This is a genomic window from Ferdinandcohnia sp. SAFN-114, from assembly GCF_059415045.1.
Genome location: NZ_JBPFDQ010000072.1, coordinates 1 through 21,906 on the forward strand (window position 1 = coordinate 1; position 21,906 = coordinate 21,906).

The following is a 21,906-nucleotide window of genomic DNA, read 5'->3' on the forward strand; positions in this document are numbered from 1 at the left end:
TCCTCTTCATAAGGGTTATGAAGGGGAAAGTGAGCAAAGAAAATGGTGGAAATCCTCTTCATGAGGAGTATGAAGGGAATAGTAAGCAAAGAAAACGGTGGAAATCCTCATCATGAGGGTTATGAAGGGGAAAGTGAGCAAAGAAAATAGTGGAAATCCTCTTCATAAGGGTTATGAAGGGGAAAGTGAGCAAAGAAAATGGTGGAAATCCTCTTCATAAGGGTTTTGAAGGGAATAGTGAGCAAAGCAACCTATCGAAATCCACTTCATGAGAGATGAAGGACCGAACCAATAAGAAAGAACCTCAAAGAAAAATCCTTCATCAAGCAGATGAAAGCCCGCCCGCAGCGCAACCCCCAACGAAAAGTCCTTCATCGAGCTAATAGTCTAACCCCAATCGAAGATCCATCATCAACTCAACACCAATAATAAATATTACCATCCGATCCGTACATAACCACCTCCGCACCTATCTCACTTAACAACCAATTTTTTATTTCTTTTTTGCTGATTTTGTTGAAATACGGTAAACTTATAATGATGTACTAAGGTCCTTAGGAGTTGTCCTAAGGCTTTTTTTACTACTTGTGTTTTATAGTTTCTTTCGACTTAATAGGAGTGACTTTGATGGCTTTGCAGGACGAATTTCACTTTATTGATCAAATTAAACCAAAACGTGTTGCCCAATCCGGACTAATTGCAGGTATAGGTGACGATGCTGCGCTGTTTCGTCCAACACAAGATATGGAACAAGTCATTTGCATGGATACGATGGTAGAGGGTGTTCATTTTACTTCTCAAACAATGGACCCATTTCAAGTGGGTTATAAGGCATTGGCTGTTAATATTAGTGATATTGCAGCGATGGGTGGAATTCCAACCTACTATTTAGTGTCGATTGCAATTCCAAAAGAATGGAATGAAACAGATTTGTTATCGATTTATGAAGGTATGGCAATGCTAGCAGATAGGTACAAAATGGATTTAATCGGTGGCGATACGGTTTCGATTGCTGAGACGTTGGTTATTACGGTGACTGTTCTAGGTGAGGTTGAGAAAGATACTCATTTATTACGAAGCCATGCACAGCCAGGAGATATTGTTTTTGTCACAGGATCGGTAGGGGATTCTGCTGCTGGTTTAAATTTATTATTACATAATGGTAAGGACCATTCTTTTACTGAGCCAGAGAAAACTCTTATCCACAAACATCAGTATCCGAAACCGAGAGTGGAAATGGGGAGATTACTATCAACTTTCCAAAGAGTTTCTTTGAACGATATTAGTGATGGTCTAGCAAGTGAAACAAATGAGATTGCAAAAGCGAGTGGTGTCACTTTAACAATAGATTTTGATAAAATTCCATTCAGTGAAGCCATATTAGATCAATATAAAGACCGTGCACTTGAGTTTGCGTTATATGGTGGAGAGGACTTTGAATTGATCGGCACTATGGCTGCATCGGATTGGGCTATACTAGAGAAAAAAGCAAAAAAACATGGTTATGTCCTTTCAAAAATTGGGACTGTCTCGGAAGGTAGTCCTGCTGTATTTTTGAATCGAGGCAAGGAACTTCAAAAGCTTGAGATGAAAGGGTATAATCACTTTAACTCTATTCAGCAGAATCCCAACTCAGAGAAGTAGTATGTAAAAAGTGTACGATTTTAGGTAGGGATTTAACTCAGCTGAATAAAGTTATGGCCTCCGGCGGATGCCACGATTTTTCAAAGGAAATTTTTTGAGCTTGCTCAAAAAAAATCGGGCGCAAATACGCCAAGGCGCATTTGATGAAATAAGGTGGAACATATGGATAAATTTGAGTTTATTACAAATACACCCGATGAAACGGGGAGTTTTTCATATCGTTTGGCCGAAAAGCTTGGGCCAGGTGATGTGATAACTCTTGAGGGTGATTTAGGGGCAGGAAAAACTACGTTTACTAAGGGCCTTGCAAAAGGAGTTGGCGTGACAAGAACGGTGAACAGTCCAACATTTACGATAATCAAGGAATACCAAGGGAGAATCCCGTTGTATCATATGGATGTATATCGTTTGGAACACAGTGATGAGGACCTGGGATTTGATGAGTATTTTGAAGGTGAGGGTGTGACTGTTGTTGAATGGGCTCATCTGATTGAAGACCGATTACCTAAGGATCGACTCACTATTAGGATTGAACACCAAGGGGATACGAGACGTAAGATTACGGTGATACCAATAGGGGAAAGGTATCAACATTTATGTGAGGAGTTATTTAGCGAATGAAAGTGTTAGCTATAGATACATCCAATTATGTATTGGGAGTTGCGATTGTGGATCAGGAAAAGGTGATTGGTGAGGTGATTACAAATCTGCCAAAAAACCATTCTGTCCGCGTGATGCCTACAATTGAACAGTTAATGGAGGAATGTGGGATTAAGCCAAAGGAGCTTGATAGAATCGTTGTCGCGATGGGCCCTGGTTCTTATACGGGTGTCAGAATCGGTGTAACGATTGCGAAAACACTGGCATGGTCATTGCAAATACCTTTAGTGGGAGTTTCAAGTCTAGAAGTCTTGGCGGCCAATGGTCGGCATTTTAATGGATCCATTTCGCCAATATTTGATGCAAGACGTGGCCAAGTTTATACAGGGCTTTATAGATATGAAGAAAAAAGGCTAACCTGCGTTGAAGAAGATAAAATTATTTTATTAGCAGATTGGCTAGAAGAACTTAGAAAGAGGGAAACACCGGTTCTTTTCATCGGTAATGATCTAGTTATCCACAAAGAACAGATAGAAACAGATTTAGAGCAATTCGCATATGTTGCACCATATACAGATTGGAATCCGAGACCAAGTGAGTTGGCCATATTAGGGATGGAGAAAGCGCCTGTAGATGTTCATACATTTGTGCCAAATTATATACGTTTGGCAGAGGCGGAGGCGAATTGGTTAGGGAAGAGGCAGGGGTAAGAATGGAAGAGATCATTAATCAACAAATTTTGTTTCGTTTCATGACAATAGAAGATATTGATGGTGTGATGAAGGTTGAGAAATCAGCATTTACAGTACCTTGGAAGAGGGAAGCCTTCTATAATGAGCTTGTTCATAATCAGTTTGCCAAATATATTGTCATGACTGATAACGATCAAGTGATTGGATATTGTGGAATGTGGCTTATTTTGGATGAGGCTCATATAACTAATATCGCAGTTCTTCCAGAATACAGAGGGAAAAAGCTTGGGGAAGCCTTACTTATGCAGGCAAAGCTTTTAGCGATGCAGCACCAGGCTGCTACAATGACGCTTGAGGTCAGAGTATCTAATCATGTTGCCCAAAACCTTTATAAAAAATTAGGGTTTAAGCCTGGTGGGATCCGAAAAAATTACTATACTGATAATAACGAAGACGCGCTAGTTATGTGGGTGAATTTAAATGAGTGATAACCAAATAATCATGGGAATTGAAACAAGCTGTGATGAGACGGCTGTTTCAATCGTACAAAATGGACGAGAAATATTATCAAATGTTGTAGCATCTCAAATCGAAAGTCATAAACGCTTTGGCGGAGTCGTTCCAGAAATCGCCTCAAGGCATCATGTTGAAGCTATTACACTGGTAATTGAAGAAGCTTTAAAACAGGCAGATAAGAGTTTTGAGGATATTGATGGTATTGCAGTGACGGAGGGCCCTGGTTTAGTAGGAGCATTGTTAATAGGTGTTAATGCTGCTAAAGCAGTAGCATTTGCCCATGATATTCCGCTATTAGGAGTCCACCATATTGCAGGTCATATTTATGCAAATCGATTGGTTGAGGAGCTGGAGTTTCCATTATTGGCATTGGTTGTTTCAGGGGGCCATACAGAGCTTGTCTACATGGAGGAGCATGCATCTTTTAAAGTGATTGGGGAAACAAGGGATGATGCTGCTGGTGAGGCATATGACAAGGTGGCTAGAACTCTTAACCTTCCATATCCAGGTGGTCCACACATTGATCGACTTGCACATGAGGGAACAGCAACGATTGATTTACCGAGAGCTTGGCTAGAAGAGGATTCTTACGATTTTAGTTTTAGTGGATTAAAATCTGCTGTTATTAATACCCTTCATAATGCTGAACAACGAGGAGAAACCATTGATCCGAAGAATCTAGCAGCAAGCTTTCAGGAAAGTGTGATCGATGTCTTAGTGACTAAAACAGTGAAGGCAGCTAAAGAATTTAAGGTAAAACAAGTATTACTAGCTGGTGGGGTTGCCGCAAATAAAGGGCTTCGTGCAGCTTTAGAGCATGCATTTTCTGATATGCCAGAGGTTAAACTCATTATTCCTCCACTTTCATTATGTACAGATAACGCTGCAATGATTGCTGCAGTTGGTAGTGTGTTGTACGAAAAAGGAAAGCGTTCGTCTTACGCATTGAATGCTAATCCTGGGTTAGACATTGAAAGATAGTCAAAAAGTCCTCTTTTATTAAAGAGGGCTTTTTTGTTGATAAATAATCCACATAATCACAGGTTTTGTGGAAAACTTATAAAAAGTACCGAAATAACTAATATGTATTTGTGGACATTTTTTGTGGATAAGTCTGTTGATAAGTGTGGATTATGTGGATAACGTGGATAAGATAGTGTATAACTATATTTTTTTGTGTAAATAATCAAAAAAATTCCCCATTCTAAAAATTAGAGATGGGGATATCTTTATTTTGTTGATAGGTGTAAAGTTCTAGGATGTTAGTTATCCACTGATTTCGTGGAGAGATTCCCATTCTTCCATAAGCGCTTCAAGTTTTGCTGAGGATTTTTCGTTTTCTTCATTAATTCGTTGAACTTCCTCATGATTTTGATAGACTTCTGGATCACAGAGAAGCTGTTCATTTTCTTCGATTTTTTCTTCGATTGTTGAAATTTCCAACTCGATTTCTTCGATTCTGCGTTTTCTTTGACGCTCAAGCTTCTTTAATTGTTTTTCTTGTTCATAGGATGTCTTTTCTTGGACCACTTCACGTTTGGTGTTCTTTGACTCTTGGGCTTCTAGCCTTGCGAGTTCCTCCATTTCAAACTTCTTTTCAAGGTGGTAGTCATAATCACCTAAGTATTCTGTAAGTCCTTCATTAGATAACTCAAACACTTTTGTTGCAATGCGGTTAATAAAATATCGGTCATGGGAAACAAAAAGGATTGTACCGGGATAATCAATTAGAGCATTTTCAAGTACTTCCTTACTATCAAGGTCTAAGTGGTTGGTAGGCTCGTCAAGAATGAGAAAATTAGATTTCTCCATCATTAGCTTCGAAAGGGCAAGTCTTGCTTTCTCGCCACCACTTAAGGTTGAAACGGTTTTTAACACATCATCCCCTGAGAAGAGAAAGTTTCCAAGAACCGTACGGATTTCTTTTTCAGTTTTAAGAGGGTATTCGTCCCATAATTCATTTAAAACTCGCTTGTTCGAGTTGAGGTCCGCTTGTTGTTGATCATAGTAACCGATGGTCACATGTGAACCAAAGCGAAATGTTCCCTCTACGTTGTCGAGTTTTTCAATAATTGCTTTTAGTAAGGTTGATTTTCCGATTCCGTTTGGACCCACTAAAGCGATGCTATCTTCACGGTAAATATTGAAATTAATATTTTTGATAATCGGTTTGCCTTTTTCGTACGAAACGGTGATATCTTTTGCACTTAGTACGTCATTTCCACTTTGCCTCTCGATTTCAAATCGGAAGGAAGCTGACTTTTCATCACCTAACGGCCTGTCCATTAGCTCCATTCTTTCAAGTTGCTTTCGTCTACTTTGGGCACGCTTGGTGGTTGAAGCTCGAACTAGGTTTTTTGCGATGAAATCCTTTAGCTTTTCCACTTCTTCTTGTTGTTTTTCATATTTTTTCAACTCAAGTTCGTAGTTTTCAGCCTTGAGTTTTAAATAGTTGCTATAGTTCCCGACATATCTGGTGCTTGTGTGTCTTGAAATTTCATAAACTTGGTTGACCACTTTATCAAGGAAGTATCGGTCATGGGATACGATTAATAGTGCTCCAGGATATCCTTGTAGATATTGTTCTAGCCACGTAAGTGTGTTGATATCAAGGTGGTTAGTAGGCTCGTCCAAGATTAACAGATCAGGCTTGGTTAGTAATAGTTTACAAAGGGCAAGGCGTGTCTTCTGACCGCCGCTTAAGCTGGATATTTTGGTTTGGTAGTCTTCTTCTGTAAAATTAAAACCATGTAGAATGGATCGAATATCAGCTTCGTATTGATAGCCTCCCTTTTCCTTAAAATCAACCTGTAGCTGATCATATTCTTCAAGTAATTTTTGGTAATCATCCGGATTTTCAAAGAGGGATGGGTCTCCCATTTTAACCTCTAAGTCTCTAAGGTCTTTTTCAAGCTTTTGTAAGGAGGCAAAAACAGTTAGCATTTCCTCCCAGATGGTCAAACTCGATTCAAGTCCTGTATTCTGAGCGAGGTAATCAATGGTAACACTTTTCGGTTTGATAATTTCACCGCCATCATGAGACATATGGCCAGCAATAATTTTTAAAAGTGTTGATTTTCCAGCACCGTTTCGTCCAACGATGGCAATACGGTCACGAGTTTGTACTTCTAACTTTATATTCGATAATATAAGATCAGCAGCAAAATACTTTTTGAGCTGATTTACTTGTAGTAAAATCATGTTATTTCACCTCTTGTTTCTATCATCAGTGTATCTTATATTGTTTAATTAGAGCAACTGCAATGATATTGTTCACAGATGTATCAAAGACAGATGTGTTAAAATAGTGTATAGTTTATGGGAGGGTTTGTTTATGTCATCATTTACCCATTTTAATGAGCAAGGTCGTGCCAAGATGGTCGACATTACGGAAAAAGCAGATACTGTCCGTACAGCAATTGCAAAATCAAGTATTACTGTAAATAAAATCATTTATGAGCAAATAATAAATAATGAGGTTAGTAAGGGTGATGTCCTTGCTGTTTCTCAGGTTGCCGGGATTATGGCAGCCAAAAAGACGTCAGAGTTAATTCCGATGTGTCATCCATTGGCATTAAAGGGCGTTGATATACGTTTTAGCTGGACAATCCAAGATGAATATATTTTAAATATCACGGTTTCAGTTAAAACAAAGGGTAGTACAGGTGTCGAAATGGAAGCACTTACTGCTGCATCTGTTTGTGCGCTAACTGTCTATGATATGTGTAAAGCGGTTGATAAAGGAATGGTCATTGGACCAACTTATTTGGCTGAAAAAACAGGTGGAAAGAACGGAGATTTTATAAGGGAGCTATAGTTAGTTCCAAGTTAGTGGAGGAATTAAGGTGAATCTTGAACAATCAAAAATACCACAAGCAACTGCCAAAAGGCTGCCACTTTACTATCGATTTTTGAAAAATTTGCATGCCTCAGGAAAACAGAGGGTTTCATCTGCAGAACTAAGTGATGCGGTTAAGGTTGATTCCGCAACAATTAGGAGAGATTTTTCTTATTTCGGAGCATTGGGAAAAAAAGGGTATGGTTATAATGTCAATTATTTATTATCCTTTTTTAGTAAGACCTTAGATCAAGACGAGTTAACGAAGGTTACTCTAATCGGTGTAGGGAATTTAGGTACAGCATTTTTACATTATAATTTTTCAAAAAATAATAATACAAAAATTGAGCTTGCGTTTGATGTGGATTATAATAAGGTAGGTAGTAGTATTGGTGGAGTAAAGGTACACCATCTTGATGACCTGGAAAAAGAATTGCCTGATGATGTAACGGTGGCTATTCTAACGGTGCCGGTTGGGGCAGCTCAGTCGATTACAGACCGCTTGGTTAATAAAGGGATCAAGGGTATTCTTAATTTTACCCCAGCACGAATCAATGTGCCTGAACATATTCGGGTTCACCATATTGATTTGGCCATAGAACTACAAGCCCTTGTATATTTCTTAAAGCATTATTCAAATGATTCAAATGATTCAAGTGAAGAATAATAATAGATCTTATAATTGTAGGGAGGTGACTTACAGTGGGAAGTCTTGGATTTGGTAGTATTTTATTGATTGTATTTGCAGCGTTATTAATCTTTGGACCGAAGAAGTTGCCTCAACTAGGAAAAGCAGCGGGTAATACATTGCGTGAGTTTAAAAACGCAACAAAAGGTTTAGCAGACGATGACGATGATGATGTTAAGAAGAATGAAACTCAAGATGTGAAGTAATGATAGGATGAGTCACATGAATGAAAAAGAAATGTCCGTCTATGATCATATTGGAGAGTTACGAAAACGACTGATCTACGTAGTCGTTTTCTTCTTCATTGTTGCATTAGGAAGCTTTTTTCTCGCAGAGCCAGTTATTCTCTATTTGCAAAATGCAGAGGAAGCAAAAGAGCTGACAATGAATGCTTTTCGTATGACAGATCCAATTAAAATCTATATGCAATTTGCTTTTATCATTGCCCTTGTTATCTCATCTCCTTTTCTCCTTTATCAGCTTTGGGCCTTCATCAGTCCTGGCTTATATGAAAAGGAAAGAAAGGTAACCTTGAGTTATATTCCGCTTTCGGTAATCCTTTTTCTAATAGGAGTTTCTTTCTCCTACTTTATTTTGTTCCCGTTTGTAGTGAACTTTATGACAAGGTTAGCGGAACGCCTTGATATAAATCAGGTGATTGGAATTAACGAATATTTTCAATTCCTGTTGCAATTGACTTTACCGTTTGGCTTTTTGTTTCAACTGCCGGTTATTGTGATGTTTTTAACAAGATTGGGAATAGTAACACCGATGTTTCTATCTAAAATACGAAAGTTCGCGTATTTTATTCTATTAGTCATCGGAGGTTTAATCACACCTCCTGAAATAATCTCGCATTTAATGGTTACAGTACCGTTATTCGGATTATATGAAATCAGTATTCTTGTATCAAAAAGTGCCTACAGGAAGGCACTAAAAGCAGAAATGGAAGCGGCAAATTCGATAGAGTAGGGAAATCTATAAAAAAAATAACCTCCGTTGTGAGGTTATTTTTTTGTTTTTGAGATCTTTTTTATTTTACTGTGAAGGACAAACATTCGGATAGCCACACCAAAGTCGAATGTTGCGACAAGTGCTAGAAGGATGGTAGAGAAGTTCCAAACGGTCTCTGTTGCACTATTAATCGCAATATAGGTAAACAGAATCCCCATTAGCGTGTAAATGATGCCCATTACAAAAGGTGAAGTTCTTCGCATAAATTAAAAGCCTCCAATAAATGTCTGTTGCAGCTTCTCGGCTTGCTTCATGATCCTTTCTATATCATCTGCAAAAATCGTTTGAACCACTACAACAAAAGTATTCATTGCAACATGTGCAAAGATTGGAACGATAATCCGTTTTGTCCGTACATAAAGGAAGGCAAAGGTAAAGCCCATCGCTGTATAAATCAGAATATGCGTAAAGTCCATATGCACTACTGCAAAGATTAACGAACTAATCAGGGCAGAAATGAAAAAGTTAAATTTTTTATATAAGGAACCAAAAATAATTTGGCGAAAGATAATTTCCTCAAGGATTGGCCCAATAATGGAAACTACGATTATAAGCAGTGGTAGGGATTTTACCAAGGCCATAATTTCTTGGGTGTTCTCAGAACCAGCCTCAATACCAAGCAAATGAATCTCAATATTAGCTGCAATAACCTGAGCAGTCATTGCCATGAATATACCTGCTATTGCCCATCCAATCGCTTCTCCTTTTGAAGAACGATGAAGATTTTGATGTCTTTCATTAATATCTTGTCTTAATAAAAATAAAACAATCGGAAGTGCCGCCACAAAACTAATAACAGTCCAAAGGGCAATAATCGTATTCGGGTCAACATCATCTCCGATTCCTAAAAGCAATAGAAGCGGGATACCTAAAATTCCAGAGAACTGCATGATAATGTAAGTGAAAATGACATACCAATAACGAGCTTTCATGAAAATCTCCTTTAGTAGTTGGAATAAATATCAAGTTTTTATACTTTTGTCCACTTTTTGTATTGTATCATATATTCGCTTATATCCATTAGTATTATGCAAATTCAAATTTTCATTGAAGAAAGTAATTTGTTGGTTTATTTTTCCTGCCTATAACATAGGATAGATAGGTGGGCCAAGTTTCGCATGATAAAATTGAACTTTTTTGTAAATTTCTATCTCAAATGACTTGCAAAATAAGTAGAGATTATTTAATATAATAATTGTGTTAGCACTCAGGTGAGTTGAGTGCTAATAAGAAGACGAAACTAATTATCTATATTATTTGAGGAGGTTGTTTCACTTGTTAAAGCCATTAGGTGATCGCGTTGTTATTGAACTAGTTGAATCAGAGGAAAAAACTGCAAGCGGAATCGTATTACCAGATTCTGCAAAGGAAAAGCCTCAAGAAGGTAAAGTAGTTGCTGTAGGTACAGGTCGTGTATTAGACAGCGGTGAAAGAGTAGCTTTAGAGGTTGCGGTTGGTGATCGCATTATCTTCTCAAAATATGCTGGTACTGAAGTGAAATATGAAGGTACTGAATACTTAGTATTACGCGAAAGCGACATTTTAGCTGTAATCGGTTAATAGAAAAACAGCATTTTATATCATAGATTCTTAATTTTTTGAGGAGGGCTTAAGAATGGCAAAAGAAATTAAATTTAGTGAAGACGCTCGTCGCGCTATGCTTCGTGGTGTTGATGCTTTAGCAAACGCTGTAAAAGTAACATTAGGACCAAAAGGACGTAACGTTGTTCTTGAGAAAAAATTCGGTTCACCTCTTATCACAAATGACGGTGTAACAATCGCTAAAGAAATCGAATTAGAAGATGCATTCGAAAACATGGGTGCAAAACTAGTTGCTGAAGTTGCTAGTAAAACAAACGATGTAGCTGGTGACGGTACTACTACTGCAACAGTTCTTGCTCAAGCAATGATTCGTGAAGGCTTAAAGAACGTTACTGCTGGTGCAAACCCAATGGTAGTTCGTAGAGGCATTGAAAAAGCTGTAACAACAGCTGTTGAAGAATTAAAAGCTATTTCTAAACCAATTGAAGGTAAAGAGTCTATCGCACAAGTTGCTGCTATTTCTTCAGATGACAAAGAAGTTGGTCAATTAATCGCTGAAGCAATGGAGCGAGTTGGTAACGACGGTGTTATCACAATTGAAGAATCTAAAGGTTTCTCTACTGAACTAGAAGTAGTAGAAGGTATGCAATTTGACCGTGGATATGCTTCTCCATATATGGTAACTGATTCTGATAAAATGGAAGCAGTTCTTGAAAACCCATATGTGTTAATTACTGACAAAAAGATTTCAAGCATTCAAGAAATCCTACCAGTATTAGAGCAAGTAGTTCAACAAGGTAAGCCATTATTACTAATCGCTGAAGATGTTGAAGGTGAAGCACTTGCAACTCTAGTTGTGAACAAGCTTCGTGGTACATTCAATGCAGTAGCTGTTAAGGCTCCTGGATTTGGTGACCGTCGTAAAGCAATGCTAGAAGATATTGCTATCCTAACTGGTGGTCAAGTAATCACTGAAGATTTAGGTTTAGACCTTAAATCTGCTGACATCACTCAATTAGGTCGCGCTTCTAAGATTGTAGTAACAAAAGAAAATACGACTATCGTTGAAGGTGCTGGTGAATCTGACAAGATCGCAGCTCGCGTTAACAATATCCGTGTTCAAATGGAAGAAACTACTTCTGAATTTGACAAAGAAAAATTACAAGAGCGCCTAGCTAAATTAGCTGGTGGAGTTGCAGTTATCAAAGTTGGTGCTGCTACTGAAACTGAACTAAAAGAACGCAAACTTCGTATTGAAGATGCTCTTAACGCAACTCGCGCAGCAGTTGAAGAAGGTATCGTTTCTGGTGGTGGTACTGCACTTGTGAATGTATACAATAAAGTAGCTGCTATCGAATTAGCTGGAGACGAAGCAACTGGTGTGAACATCGTACTTCGTGCTCTAGAAGAGCCAGTTCGTCAAATCGCTCACAACGCTGGTCTTGAAGGATCTGTAGTTGTTGAACGCTTGAAAAACGAAGAAATTGGTATTGGCTTCAACGCAGCAACTGGCGAGTGGGTAAACATGATCGACGCTGGTATCGTTGACCCAACTAAAGTTACTCGTTCTGCACTACAAAACGCAGCATCTGTATCAGCTATGTTCTTAACAACTGAAGCAGTAATTGCTGACCTACCAGAAAAAGATGCTCCTGCAATGCCTGACATGGGCGGCATGGGTGGAATGGGCGGCATGATGTAATCATGTCCTCCAGCCCTTGATATATAAGGGTTTTTGAGCAAGATGAGAGTGGAATGCTAACATTTTGCTAACATTGAGGCGAAATAATAGAGGCTTCTCATGAGTTCGTTGGAACTTGTGGGGGGCTTCTTTTTCATTTCTTCGGTTATATTACATAAACGTATAGGCAAAAAACGAATTCCTTGTATGGAATTCGTTTTTTATGAGGCCCTTTTGGAAAACTGGACCATGCCAGTGAGGCAAACTTTTTTCTTCACCTAAATAGTCCTTTGAGAGTTTATTTGTTAAAAGTAATTTCTCTTTATAAAAAGTTATACTAAAACTAAATTGCAATATAGCAGAGGAATTGCTAATTACAAAAAACATTTGACACATGCTTTTTTATGTTATATTATTATCTCGAATTCAAGATAATTAAATCTGAGATATTATCTTTTAGGAGGTGTTAGTGTGGCAAGAAAATGCACAAACCAACCATTTTTGATTTTAATGCAAACGTCAAGAGCACTCCAGGAGAGAATTAGAGACGATATGATGAAAAATAACTTAAGCATAACTGAGTTTTCAGTTCTAGAAGTTCTTTTTCACAAAGGTAAACAAACAATTCAACAGATTGGTAAGAGTGTCCTGATAACAAGTGGTTCAATGACATATGTAATAGATAGGTTAGAACAAAAAGGTTTTTTAAAGCGAAGTGCTTGTCCGGATGATCGACGTGCTATACATGTAACGTTGACTGATGCTGGATTTGAAATAATGAATAAAATAATGCCTGAACATGAGGATTTTGTAGATCGGGTTTTTGATTCACTAACCTCTAATGAGGTAGATACTCTGGTAGATTTTTTAAAAAGAGTAAAAGAAAAGGTAGAAAATTAGTTCAAAGTAGTAAGGATATATTTTTTTGTCATATGTCTTGGGATAAAGATACTTTAATTGAAGATTATATATAAATTGAATGGTTTTATTTTATTAGTAAAACATGATAGTAAATTAGTCAAAAAAAAGTAGGAGTGGTAAAAAGTGAGTAAAAAGACAAAGGGGATTCACCACATTACAGCAATAGTTGGTCATCCACAAGAAAATATAGATTTCTACGCAGGAGTTTTAGGGTTACGTTTAGTAAAGCAAACAGTAAATTTCGATGATCCAGGTACGTATCACCTTTATTTTGGAAATGAAGGTGGAAAACCAGGGACAATCATTACGTTCTTCCCTTGGGCAGACGCTTATCAAGGAAAAATTGGGGACGGTCAAGTAGGTGTAACTTCTTATGTTGTTCCTAAAGGAGCATTGGATTTTTGGGAATCGAGGTTAGAAAAGTTTGATATTCCTTACACTAAAATCACACGATTTGGAGAAATATATTTGGAGTTTGATGATCCACATGGACTTCACCTAGAAATCGTTGAGAGAGAAGAAGGCGAAATCAATACTTGGACGTTCGGAGATGTAAGACCTGATGTTGCAATAAAAGGTTTTGGCGGCGCTACTTTATTTTCAGCAAAGCCAGATAAAACAGCTGAAACACTCGAAAAAGTAATGGGTCTTGAAAAAGTAGATGAAGAAGGAGATTTTGTTCGTTATCGTTCTTCTGCAGATATTGGAAATATCATCGACCTTAAAGTTGTTTCAACTGGCAGAGGCCAAATGGGTGTTGGAACAGTTCACCATATCGCATGGAGAGCTAGTGATGACAAAGACCAATTAGATTGGCAAAAATATGTTGCCCAAAATGGCTACGGTGTAACTCCAGTACAAGACAGAAATTATTTCAATGCCATTTATTTTAGAGAACATGGAGAAATCCTATTCGAAATTGCAACAGATCCTCCTGGATTCGCACATGATGAATCACACGAAACAATGGGAGAACAATTAATGTTACCTGCACAATATGAGCAATATAGAGAGCAGCTCGAACACAGTTTAATTCCTATTAAGGTGAGAAAACTAGATTAATTTGAAAAGGAATGAATCCCATGCTTTCAATTGACCCTACTTCCATATCAGAAAGAGAAAATTATAAGTTTCTAATAGGAAGTATTATTCCGAGGCCTATTGCATTTGTTACAACTCTATCTGAAGAGGGAGTCTTAAATGGTGCACCTTTTAGTTATTTTAATATTGTCTCCTCAAATCCTCCGATGATTTCATTGTCAATACAACGTACAGAGGGCAGACAGAAGGATACTGCTAGAAACATTGCATCGTTAAAGGAATTTGTAGTCCATATTGTGGATGAACAAAATGTTGAAAAAATCAATAAAACAGCTGCAAGTTTACCACCAAATCATAGTGAGATTGAATTAGCGGGATTAACATCGATTGAAAGTGTAAAGGTCTCTGTTCCTGGAGTGAAAGAAGCAAAGGTTCGATTGGAGTGCGTATTGGAACAATCTTTAGAACTGGGTGGGGTTAATTCTCCAGGTTGTGATTTTATCATAGGAAGAGTTGTTCAATATCATATTGAAGATGATATCTACTCAAAAGGGAGAATTGATCCTCGAGGGTTAGCTGCCGTGAGCCGGTTGGCTGGTGCCAACTATGCAAAAATCGGAGATCTATTTGAGATAGAACGACCTAAGTAAAGTCTAGAGGACAGGTAAGTTTAAAACCATCGATTCTAAAAACGGGGACGAGGGACCTGTCCCTCTGTCCCTATTGAATGGAGGGAATGAGATGCAAAGAACAGCGGGCATTCATCATATAACAGCAATGGTTAACGATCCACAGAGAAATATTGATTTTTATGCAGGTGTACTTGGGCTAAGGCTTGTTAAAAAAACAATTAATTTTGATCGCCCAGAGGTTTATCATCTGTATTTTGGAAATGAAACGGGAGAACCAGGAACTGTTATTACCTTTTTTCCATGGCCTAAACAGCTAAAAGGTCGCATTGGCATGGGGCAAGTAGGGGTTACAAGCTATTCTATTCCTCCTGGCTCGTTACAATTTTGGGAAGAACGTTTGCGTAAGTTCGGTGTTGAAGTTAAGTCTTCTATTCGCTTTGGAGAAAGTTATGTAACATTTAATGATCCAGATGGGCTTGAACTTGAACTAGTAGAGAGAAGAGAAGGACAAATCAATAATTGGAGTTCTGGCGGGGTTAAACCTAAGGATGCAATTAAAGGATTTGCTGGTGCAACTTTAATCTCCGCACAACCCAATAAGACTGCAGATGTACTTGAGAATGTATTAGGTCTCACATGCATTGGTGACGAAGAAGGTTTTCTTCGATTTAAGTCTGATGCATCGATTGGAAATGTCATAGATATTAAGTTAACTCCATCAGTTAGAGGTCTAATGGGAGCAGGAACTGTTCATCATATCGCATGGAGAGCAAAGGATGAAGAAGAACTTTTCAGATGGAGAAATCTTCTTCAAGAGAAAGGGTATCACCCAACTGAAGTACGGGACCGAAACTACTTTAAAGCTGTGTACTTTCATGAAGAGGGAGGAATCCTTTTCGAAATAGCGACCGACCCACCAGGTTTTTCAGTAGATGAGCCAACTAATGAGCTAGGTAAAAAGCTCATGCTTCCTACATGGTTAGAGTCAAAACGAAAAGAATTAGAAGAAAGCTTACCTTCTGTTGAGGTTCGCGTATTGGAAGGAGATAAATAATGAAGCACATATTTAATAAGGGTACAAATCCAGAAAAACCTACTTTATTAATGCTTCACGGTACAGGAGGAAATGAATTAGATTTGTTACCTCTTGCAGGAAGGATTGATGATGAGGCATCTCTATTAAGTGTTCGTGGAAATGTTTTAGAAAATGGCATGCCACGTTTCTTCAGAAGATTGGCTGAAGGAGTTTTTGATATAGAAGACCTTATATTCAGAACAAAAGAATTAAATGAGTTTCTTGATGAAGCAGCTGACAAATATGAATTTAATCGCAATAATATTCTTGCAATTGGATATTCAAATGGAGCAAATATAGCAGCTAGTCTTTTATTTCATTACCAAGATGCAATAAAAGGGGCAATTCTTCATCATCCAATGGTTCCTCGTAAAGGAATTGAACTTCCTGATTTAACAGGGAAGTCCGTATTTATTGCTGCTGGAACGAATGATCCAATTTGCTCTCCTATGGAATCTACTGAGCTACAGTCTTTATTAGAAAAGGCAAATGCGAATGTAGAAATTCATTGGGAAAATAGAGGTCATCAGTTGACAGTAACAGAAGTAGAAGCTGCTGCACAGTGGTATAAAAAATTATAATCTAAAAAATATTTTATAGGAGAAGAGAAAATGACACAAAAAAACGAAGTTGGAGCACTAATTTTACGACTTACACTGGGAATACTATTTTTTATACATGGATTAGTAAAATTCCAAGGAGGAATTGAGAATACTGTCGGATGGTTTGAGAGTATTAATATACCTGGATTTATGGCATATGTAGTTGCTTTAATCGAACTAGTTGGAGGTATAGCACTAATTATTGGATTTGCTACTAGACTGGTATCTATTTTAATTGCTCTAATAATGGTTGGAGCAATCATTACGGCTAAACTTCCTGTTGGTTTATTAGGAAATGGTCAAATGGCAGGATATGAATTAGATTTAGCCTTTCTAGCAATAGCTATTTATCTAGCGATTAATGGTAGTAAGTTACTATCACTAAATCGCGTACTGTTTAATCAAAATTCAAATGAACTAAAAAGTGCCGCCTAATAAGGAATGTAAATTTTAGAGAGTGGAATAATAGGAGGTGTATTAAATGGGTTTTTTATCAAAAATATTTGGTAAATCCTCAGAAAAGGAGATAGTGAATATGTCGAATGTTAAATTAGCAGTTATTTTTTACAGCATGGGTGGTACAAACTATCAATTAGCAAAATGGGCTGAAGAAGGTGCAAAAGAAGCTGGAGCAGAAGTCAAAGTTTTAAAAGTACAAGAATTAGCTCCTGAATCCGTAATCGAGGGAAATGAAGTATGGAAAGGAACTGTTGAAGCAACGAAAGACGTTCCAGTGGCAACATCGGCTGATCTAGAATGGGCAGATGCTATTATATTCAGTGTACCGACACGATTTGGTAACATGCCATCACAAATGAAACAATTCCTTGATACCCAAGGTGGACTTTGGGCTACTGGAAAAACGGTTAATAAAGTTGTAAGTGCAATGACTTCTGCACAAAATCCACACGGTGGACAAGAGGCAACACTTCTTTCGTTATACACAAGCATGATGCACTGGGGTGCTATTATTGCAACACCTGGTTATACCGATCCTGTTATATTCGGAGCAGGCGGAAATCCATACGGAACAAGTGTTACTGTGGGTCAGGATGGAAAGATGATTGAGGATGTACAGGCAGCTGTAAAACACCAGGCAAAACGTACTGTTAATGTTGCTGAATGGGTTAAAAAAGGAAATCAATAATGTAATCCTAGGAGCTAATCAGGTATAGCTGGTTAGCTCTTTTTTAATCATTTTAGAAAGGAAAAAACATCTTTTGTGAGTAGGGGGGACCAGAATGAGGAATCCGTATACAAGAATGGCGATCGGCTTATATACAAATTACTTCAATTTAAAAATGATTAATATTCTTTTTTCCTCAGGTATGAGCTTTCTTACTGAGCTTTTTCACCATTTTTGCAAAAATGATGGTTATTCTTGAAGGCATTGAGACAAAAGAGGATTTGGAAATTGCACAAGTCTATTTTGAAAAGTTCATTAGATATGACTATAAGATTTTTTATGTAGAAATCACTGCAATCCCTATAGTATATAATGGTGAGCCGGTAGTAGTTCAGCCACTGATTCGAGAATGGTTTTATTTAGAGAGAAAAAGACTAAGTAATGCTAACATAAGATAATAAGGATAAACGTAGGCTTCTCTATGTAAACTAGACTTTGTGAGAGGCCTTTTTTCTTTTGATAAAGTTACTAGGTGATGCATTGGCGTAATAATGGTGGAATAAACTAGTCCATATAATTATTTTGCTAACTTATCCCATAGTTCATAAAAATAGTAGATTTCTTCTATAATTGCTTTGTCATCTTTCACTTTTATGCCACCTTTTATTCGTGAAAGGGTCTCATTTATCTGGAATATATATTCCTTTTCTACGCTAAATTGAATTCTCCGGACAATCTTTTTCCATGCAGTTTCAGCATAATTGATCTTATTATTGGCTTTATCCCAATTCTTTTCTTTTACGTCAGCTTCGATTTGCTGTATGGTTTCATATAATCGGTCATCTTCTCCTAAAGGTTTTTTTAATAACGAGCCACTATTCATAATCAAAATAAAAAGTACTAATGTTAGAAGAGGGATAAGAAATAATAAAAACTTTTTCAATGTCTTCACCTCAACTATTTTAAAATGGTCCCTCATAGTCACCAATATCTGATTTTTTACTAACATGGTCTTCGTATACATCAATATATAATTTATCATTGGGTAAAATTAAAGCATAAAATACTTGTTGAACATCATCTATACCTTTTGACCGTAATTGTTGCAATAACCAATTTCGATCTTTTTTTCTCTGCAATAAATTTTGATCAATAACTATCCCATCCTGTATGACCTCGGTGGATAGACCGCTTGGAGAAACGGGAATGTTTAGATCCTTTGGAGTTACGGGAAGATAATCGGATTTTTGTAGAACCGACAGTTTTCCATTTATTTCGAATATCGCTAAATCAACCTGTGTAATATCAAAAACTCCTCGATCACGAAGGAGCATTGTTAACTCGCTAATTTTAATTCGCATTTTCACTAAATTTTTTTCTAAAATCTTTCCATCCTCGATTACTACAGTTGGCTCTCCATCAAGAACCCTTCCTATGTAGCGATTTTTTACAGTTATAAATTGTAATAGAAAAGTAAATAGGGCAAAACCGGCTAAACCGACCCAGTGTGCCCAAGCCTTTGAAGATAAGTCAGTGGCTAATGAGGCTGCAATGGAACCGATTGTAATTCCGTTTACATAATCAAAAAAGGTCAATTGTCCTACTTCTTGTTTCCCGAGAATTCGAGTGAAAATTAAGAGAGTAAAAAAAGAAATAATAACTCTTACAAAGACAACAAGAGCTTCATCAAACATATATATCCTCCTCTAAAAGTACCTCCCTTATAATATTTCCAAAACTAGGAGATTTAGCATAATTGAAGAGTGTCAGTAAATCGTGCCCATGATAAATGACTCTTGTTACATTATGTAAATTATAATAATGTAAAAATGCCATCAGTGTGCTAATTTTATATTTGCTTTGGATATGCAGAGGCTTACAATAGATTGATTTATTAGGAATGGTGAAGAAAAATGCTATATATGTGGCATATCGAGAAAATAATTATAGATACGTTATTAGAACTCAATCTAAAAATAAATGTTGAATCTAGCGATAATCTCAAAGTTCCGATGAGTTATAATGTAACAACAAATACGATAAAGTTTAATTACTTACAAATTAACGGATATAAATCTAAAATTAATTTTAAAGTAAAAGAAACAGATGTTAATTTCGTAAAGCTTATTCTATATCGTCAGCTTGGTTATTACTTAGAATTTAGAAAAAATACACGAGTTTTAAAGACTCTTATTTATGGAGAGGAAAAAGAGAAGGAACAGCTTTTAGCAGAAATCGAAGAGAATGCCTGGGATTATGGGAGGTCACTGGTACCTGAATATCTATCAAAAGCATATGATCAAGTACGTGAGTTAGATAAATTACTTTTAAAAGATTGAAGGATTCTAAGAATTCTCTATGAATAGTTCTTTTTTCTTTCGTATCGCTGGGCGATATAACACTTGCAAATATACTTGAAAACCTTCATATTAATAGAAAGGAGGTGCGATATGAGACGCGATATACAACCTAATGAACAAGCTTACTCTTCCAAGGAAGTGGCGGAAAAGGTGGGGATAGCAACACCTACTGTCCGAAAGTATGGTCAAATCTTAGAACAGAATGGATATGAGTTTTTAAAAGATGGCGATCGGCGTATATTTGTTCAATCTGACATAGAAGTGCTTATAGCGCTACGCGATACGGACAAGTCTCTAGACGATACAGCTAAAGACCTTGTGGAACAACAAAAAGCGAGATTAGTAGAATCCAATGAAACAAATATTGCGATAACCAATACATATGAAAATCTACCTCAAGATCCTAATCAATTAAAAGAGGTGTTAATGTTTTTAGCAAATGAACTTGCGGCCACTCGAGAAATGAATGTTCAACTGACTAATGAAATGGTAGAGCTTAAAACAAAGGTATCTCGACTTCAGCAAGATCATCATATTATAAGTTCTACGATTGGAAATTCAGCGCAAAAAACGAATGCTAAAATTGAAAAATTAACTGAACAACAAAAGAACCATTATGAAACATTGCTGGAACAAGAAAAACAAAAATCTGACCTTTTACAAAAAGAAATACAGAGTATGCGGGACGAACAGAAAAGAGAATGGAATTCACAAAGTGAATTTAATAAACGCTTGGAAGAAGCAATACATAAACCAAAAGAAAAATGGGGAGGAATCTTCTCGATATTTCGAAAATGAGTCCTCTTGAATAGCGTAATCTAGAAAGGGTTGAAGGACTCTTTTTTTTTGTATCGCTGGGCGATATATCTTACGATTGGTTCCCTGATGTATGTTGTGAAATCCATCCAATAAGCGATACGTTCAGTTTCAAAAAAATTGCAGTTCCAGCAAATCATTAATAGTATTTAATGGGCAAGTCGCAGTCCGCTATTCTTTGATTCATATCGCCAGGCGTTATATGAGATTACAAGAGAAGATAAATTGGAAAAAACACCCCTAGTAGTTAGCACTATATTTCAAAATCCAACAAATTCCCGGGAAATATCTACAAATTATGAGCATATCATTGACAAATTAAGATAAATAACAACATAGAGGTGACAACATGAAAGGCCGAACACATTTAGCAATAGGGTTAGGAATAGGAGCGGTGGCGTCAGTAAACCAACCGCTTGAAATGATGCCTGTCATTTTAGTTGCATCAGGTGTAGCTTCCCTTGCTCCTGATCTAGATGGAAATAATCTATTAAATAAACGTGTAACTAAGACGGCTAAACTAATTAAGAAGAGTGGCGTATTTGTCGGCGGAATATTAATGGTCCTGGCTTTAGTTACATATTTCTTAGACGTCAATTACTTGTCCTTCATAAATGATAAATGGTTTAGTCAACAAAACAGTCCTTTACTTTTTGGATGGGGAGCGGTAATTTTAGGACTTTCCTTTAAAGGTCAAGAAACATTGAAAAATATTCTAATGAGCATTTTAAGTTTGATCTTATTGTACTATGCAGCTACGAACGAATTGTGGTGGTTGATTATGTTTGCCTTATATATAGGGGGTGCGGGGTGGTTCGCACATCGAGGGCCAACACATACGATATGGGCATTGATTTATTGGTGGTATATGTCGCATCTATTGGAAGTTAACACGAAGGTAGACGATTTGGCTCTAATTTCAACGATTGCTTATCTTTCACATATCTTAGGAGATATGCTAACAAAAAAAGGGGTTAAATTTCTCTATCCGGTAATTAATAAAGTATTCCGATTCCGGTTCTAATAGTTGGACTAAGTAAGTAATTTATATTTTTTAACTAAGTAAGCCAAAAACATGAAATAAAATATGGGATTAGGTATACTAGAAGTATAAGTAA

At 37.0% G+C, this 21,906-nt stretch carries 27 protein-coding genes; 22 read left to right on the forward strand and 5 right to left on the reverse strand.

Annotated features, from left to right (window positions below):
* The first annotated feature begins 627 nt into the window (after positions 1-627).
* The 5 genes from thiL (at position 628) to tsaD (ending at position 4,433) form a co-directional block, all read left to right on the forward strand.
* Complete coding sequence (thiL, locus tag ACR65M_RS19690) at positions 628-1,644, forward strand: thiamine-phosphate kinase (RefSeq protein WP_440274161.1); 1,017 nt, start codon at positions 628-630, stop codon at positions 1,642-1,644.
* A 162-nt stretch (positions 1,645-1,806) separates the two neighbouring features.
* A complete protein-coding gene (tsaE, locus tag ACR65M_RS19695; RefSeq protein ID WP_341329723.1) occupies positions 1,807-2,265 on the forward strand; it encodes a tRNA (adenosine(37)-N6)-threonylcarbamoyltransferase complex ATPase subunit type 1 TsaE in 459 nt (152 codons plus the stop codon).
* Positions 2,262-2,954: a tRNA (adenosine(37)-N6)-threonylcarbamoyltransferase complex dimerization subunit type 1 TsaB gene (tsaB, locus tag ACR65M_RS19700; protein ID WP_440274162.1), complete on the forward strand. Its 693-nt coding sequence runs from the start codon at positions 2,262-2,264 to the stop codon at positions 2,952-2,954. The genes tsaE and tsaB overlap by 4 nt, the downstream gene beginning before the upstream one ends.
* Positions 2,955-2,956: 2 nt before the next feature.
* Positions 2,957-3,424 (forward strand): ribosomal protein S18-alanine N-acetyltransferase, encoded by a 468-nt coding sequence (gene rimI, locus ACR65M_RS19705; RefSeq protein WP_440274176.1) that lies wholly within the window; start codon positions 2,957-2,959, stop codon positions 3,422-3,424.
* Positions 3,417-4,433 (forward strand): tRNA (adenosine(37)-N6)-threonylcarbamoyltransferase complex transferase subunit TsaD, encoded by a 1,017-nt coding sequence (gene tsaD / locus ACR65M_RS19710; protein ID WP_440274163.1) that lies wholly within the window; start codon positions 3,417-3,419, stop codon positions 4,431-4,433. Before rimI ends, tsaD begins: the two co-directional genes overlap by 8 nt.
* A gap of 285 nt (positions 4,434-4,718) precedes the next feature.
* Here tsaD and ACR65M_RS19715 read toward each other — a convergent pair whose 3' ends face one another.
* Positions 4,719-6,653, reverse strand: coding sequence for an ABC-F family ATP-binding cassette domain-containing protein (locus tag ACR65M_RS19715; protein WP_440274164.1), 1,935 nt, complete (start codon positions 6,651-6,653; stop codon positions 4,719-4,721).
* A 133-nt stretch (positions 6,654-6,786) separates the two neighbouring features.
* On the opposite strand from ACR65M_RS19715, the gene moaC reads away from it, so the two are divergent.
* Genes moaC through tatC form a run of 4 tightly spaced genes read left to right on the forward strand, consistent with a single transcriptional unit; the run spans position 6,787 to position 8,950 of the window.
* Positions 6,787-7,269 carry a cyclic pyranopterin monophosphate synthase MoaC gene (gene moaC / locus ACR65M_RS19720; protein WP_341329727.1) on the forward strand — a complete coding sequence of 161 codons (483 nt, stop codon included), beginning with the start codon at positions 6,787-6,789 and terminating at the stop codon, positions 7,267-7,269.
* A 28-nt stretch (positions 7,270-7,297) separates the two neighbouring features.
* Positions 7,298-7,957, forward strand: a complete 660-nt coding sequence (locus ACR65M_RS19725; protein WP_440274165.1) for a redox-sensing transcriptional repressor Rex — start codon at positions 7,298-7,300, stop codon at positions 7,955-7,957.
* A 35-nt stretch (positions 7,958-7,992) separates the two neighbouring features.
* Positions 7,993-8,184 carry a twin-arginine translocase TatA/TatE family subunit gene (locus ACR65M_RS19730; protein ID WP_010285546.1) on the forward strand — a complete coding sequence of 64 codons (192 nt, stop codon included), beginning with the start codon at positions 7,993-7,995 and terminating at the stop codon, positions 8,182-8,184.
* 16 nt (positions 8,185-8,200) lie between these two features.
* Positions 8,201-8,950 (forward strand): twin-arginine translocase subunit TatC, encoded by a 750-nt coding sequence (tatC, locus tag ACR65M_RS19735; RefSeq protein ID WP_341329728.1) that lies wholly within the window; start codon positions 8,201-8,203, stop codon positions 8,948-8,950.
* 35 nt (positions 8,951-8,985) lie between these two features.
* Here the strand turns inward: tatC and ACR65M_RS19740 are convergent, their stop codons facing one another.
* Entirely contained in the window at positions 8,986-9,195 is a 210-nt protein-coding gene (locus ACR65M_RS19740) for a YdiK family protein (protein ID WP_341329730.1), read from the reverse strand.
* Positions 9,196-9,198: 3 nt separating this feature from the next.
* On the reverse strand, positions 9,199-9,924 hold the full coding sequence (locus ACR65M_RS19745) for a CPBP family intramembrane glutamic endopeptidase (RefSeq protein ID WP_440274166.1): 726 nt from the start codon (positions 9,922-9,924) through the stop codon (positions 9,199-9,201).
* Between the two features lie 343 nt (positions 9,925-10,267).
* Here ACR65M_RS19745 and groES point away from each other — a divergent pair, with 343 nt between their 5' ends.
* From groES to ACR65M_RS19795, 10 genes are all read left to right on the forward strand, one after another.
* Positions 10,268-10,552 (forward strand): co-chaperone GroES, encoded by a 285-nt coding sequence (groES, locus tag ACR65M_RS19750; RefSeq protein ID WP_099355430.1) that lies wholly within the window; start codon positions 10,268-10,270, stop codon positions 10,550-10,552.
* A gap of 55 nt (positions 10,553-10,607) precedes the next feature.
* Positions 10,608-12,236, forward strand: a complete 1,629-nt coding sequence (gene groL, locus ACR65M_RS19755; protein ID WP_121449571.1) for a chaperonin GroEL — start codon at positions 10,608-10,610, stop codon at positions 12,234-12,236.
* A gap of 450 nt (positions 12,237-12,686) precedes the next feature.
* The gene (locus tag ACR65M_RS19760; RefSeq protein ID WP_440274167.1) at positions 12,687-13,115 is read left to right on the forward strand and encodes a MarR family winged helix-turn-helix transcriptional regulator; all 429 of its coding nucleotides are present in this window, start codon (positions 12,687-12,689) and stop codon (positions 13,113-13,115) included.
* Between the two features lie 144 nt (positions 13,116-13,259).
* Positions 13,260-14,198: a ring-cleaving dioxygenase gene (locus ACR65M_RS19765; RefSeq protein ID WP_440274168.1), complete on the forward strand. Its 939-nt coding sequence runs from the start codon at positions 13,260-13,262 to the stop codon at positions 14,196-14,198.
* A 20-nt stretch (positions 14,199-14,218) separates the two neighbouring features.
* Positions 14,219-14,827, forward strand: a complete 609-nt coding sequence (locus ACR65M_RS19770; RefSeq protein WP_440274177.1) for a flavin reductase family protein — start codon at positions 14,219-14,221, stop codon at positions 14,825-14,827.
* 91 nt (positions 14,828-14,918) lie between these two features.
* Entirely contained in the window at positions 14,919-15,863 is a 945-nt protein-coding gene (locus ACR65M_RS19775; RefSeq protein ID WP_440274169.1) for a ring-cleaving dioxygenase, read from the forward strand.
* Positions 15,863-16,465 (forward strand): alpha/beta hydrolase, encoded by a 603-nt coding sequence (locus ACR65M_RS19780; RefSeq protein WP_440274170.1) that lies wholly within the window; start codon positions 15,863-15,865, stop codon positions 16,463-16,465. The genes ACR65M_RS19775 and ACR65M_RS19780 overlap by 1 nt, the downstream gene beginning before the upstream one ends.
* 30 nt (positions 16,466-16,495) lie before the next feature.
* Positions 16,496-16,921 carry a DoxX family protein gene (locus tag ACR65M_RS19785; protein WP_440274171.1) on the forward strand — a complete coding sequence of 142 codons (426 nt, stop codon included), beginning with the start codon at positions 16,496-16,498 and terminating at the stop codon, positions 16,919-16,921.
* 100 nt (positions 16,922-17,021) lie between these two features.
* Entirely contained in the window at positions 17,022-17,633 is a 612-nt protein-coding gene (gene wrbA / locus ACR65M_RS19790) for an NAD(P)H:quinone oxidoreductase (RefSeq protein WP_341329739.1), read from the forward strand.
* A gap of 224 nt (positions 17,634-17,857) precedes the next feature.
* A complete protein-coding gene (locus ACR65M_RS19795; RefSeq protein ID WP_440274172.1) occupies positions 17,858-18,070 on the forward strand; it encodes a hypothetical protein in 213 nt (70 codons plus the stop codon).
* 119 nt (positions 18,071-18,189) lie between these two features.
* Here ACR65M_RS19795 and ACR65M_RS19800 read toward each other — a convergent pair whose 3' ends face one another.
* Positions 18,190-18,564 (reverse strand): DUF4363 family protein, encoded by a 375-nt coding sequence (locus tag ACR65M_RS19800; RefSeq protein WP_341333467.1) that lies wholly within the window; start codon positions 18,562-18,564, stop codon positions 18,190-18,192.
* Positions 18,565-18,574: 10 nt separating this feature from the next.
* Entirely contained in the window at positions 18,575-19,306 is a 732-nt protein-coding gene (locus tag ACR65M_RS19805) for a YetF domain-containing protein (RefSeq protein WP_341329740.1), read from the reverse strand.
* Positions 19,307-19,525: 219 nt separating this feature from the next.
* Here ACR65M_RS19805 and ACR65M_RS19810 point away from each other — a divergent pair, with 219 nt between their 5' ends.
* The 3 genes from ACR65M_RS19810 (at position 19,526) to ACR65M_RS19820 (ending at position 21,812) form a co-directional block, all read left to right on the forward strand.
* Entirely contained in the window at positions 19,526-19,951 is a 426-nt protein-coding gene (locus ACR65M_RS19810; RefSeq protein ID WP_341329741.1) for a hypothetical protein, read from the forward strand.
* 111 nt (positions 19,952-20,062) lie between these two features.
* A complete protein-coding gene (locus ACR65M_RS19815; protein ID WP_341329742.1) occupies positions 20,063-20,770 on the forward strand; it encodes a hypothetical protein in 708 nt (235 codons plus the stop codon).
* A 367-nt stretch (positions 20,771-21,137) separates the two neighbouring features.
* Positions 21,138-21,812, forward strand: a complete 675-nt coding sequence (locus ACR65M_RS19820) for a metal-dependent hydrolase (protein WP_440274173.1) — start codon at positions 21,138-21,140, stop codon at positions 21,810-21,812.
* Positions 21,813-21,906: the final 94 nt, after the last annotated feature.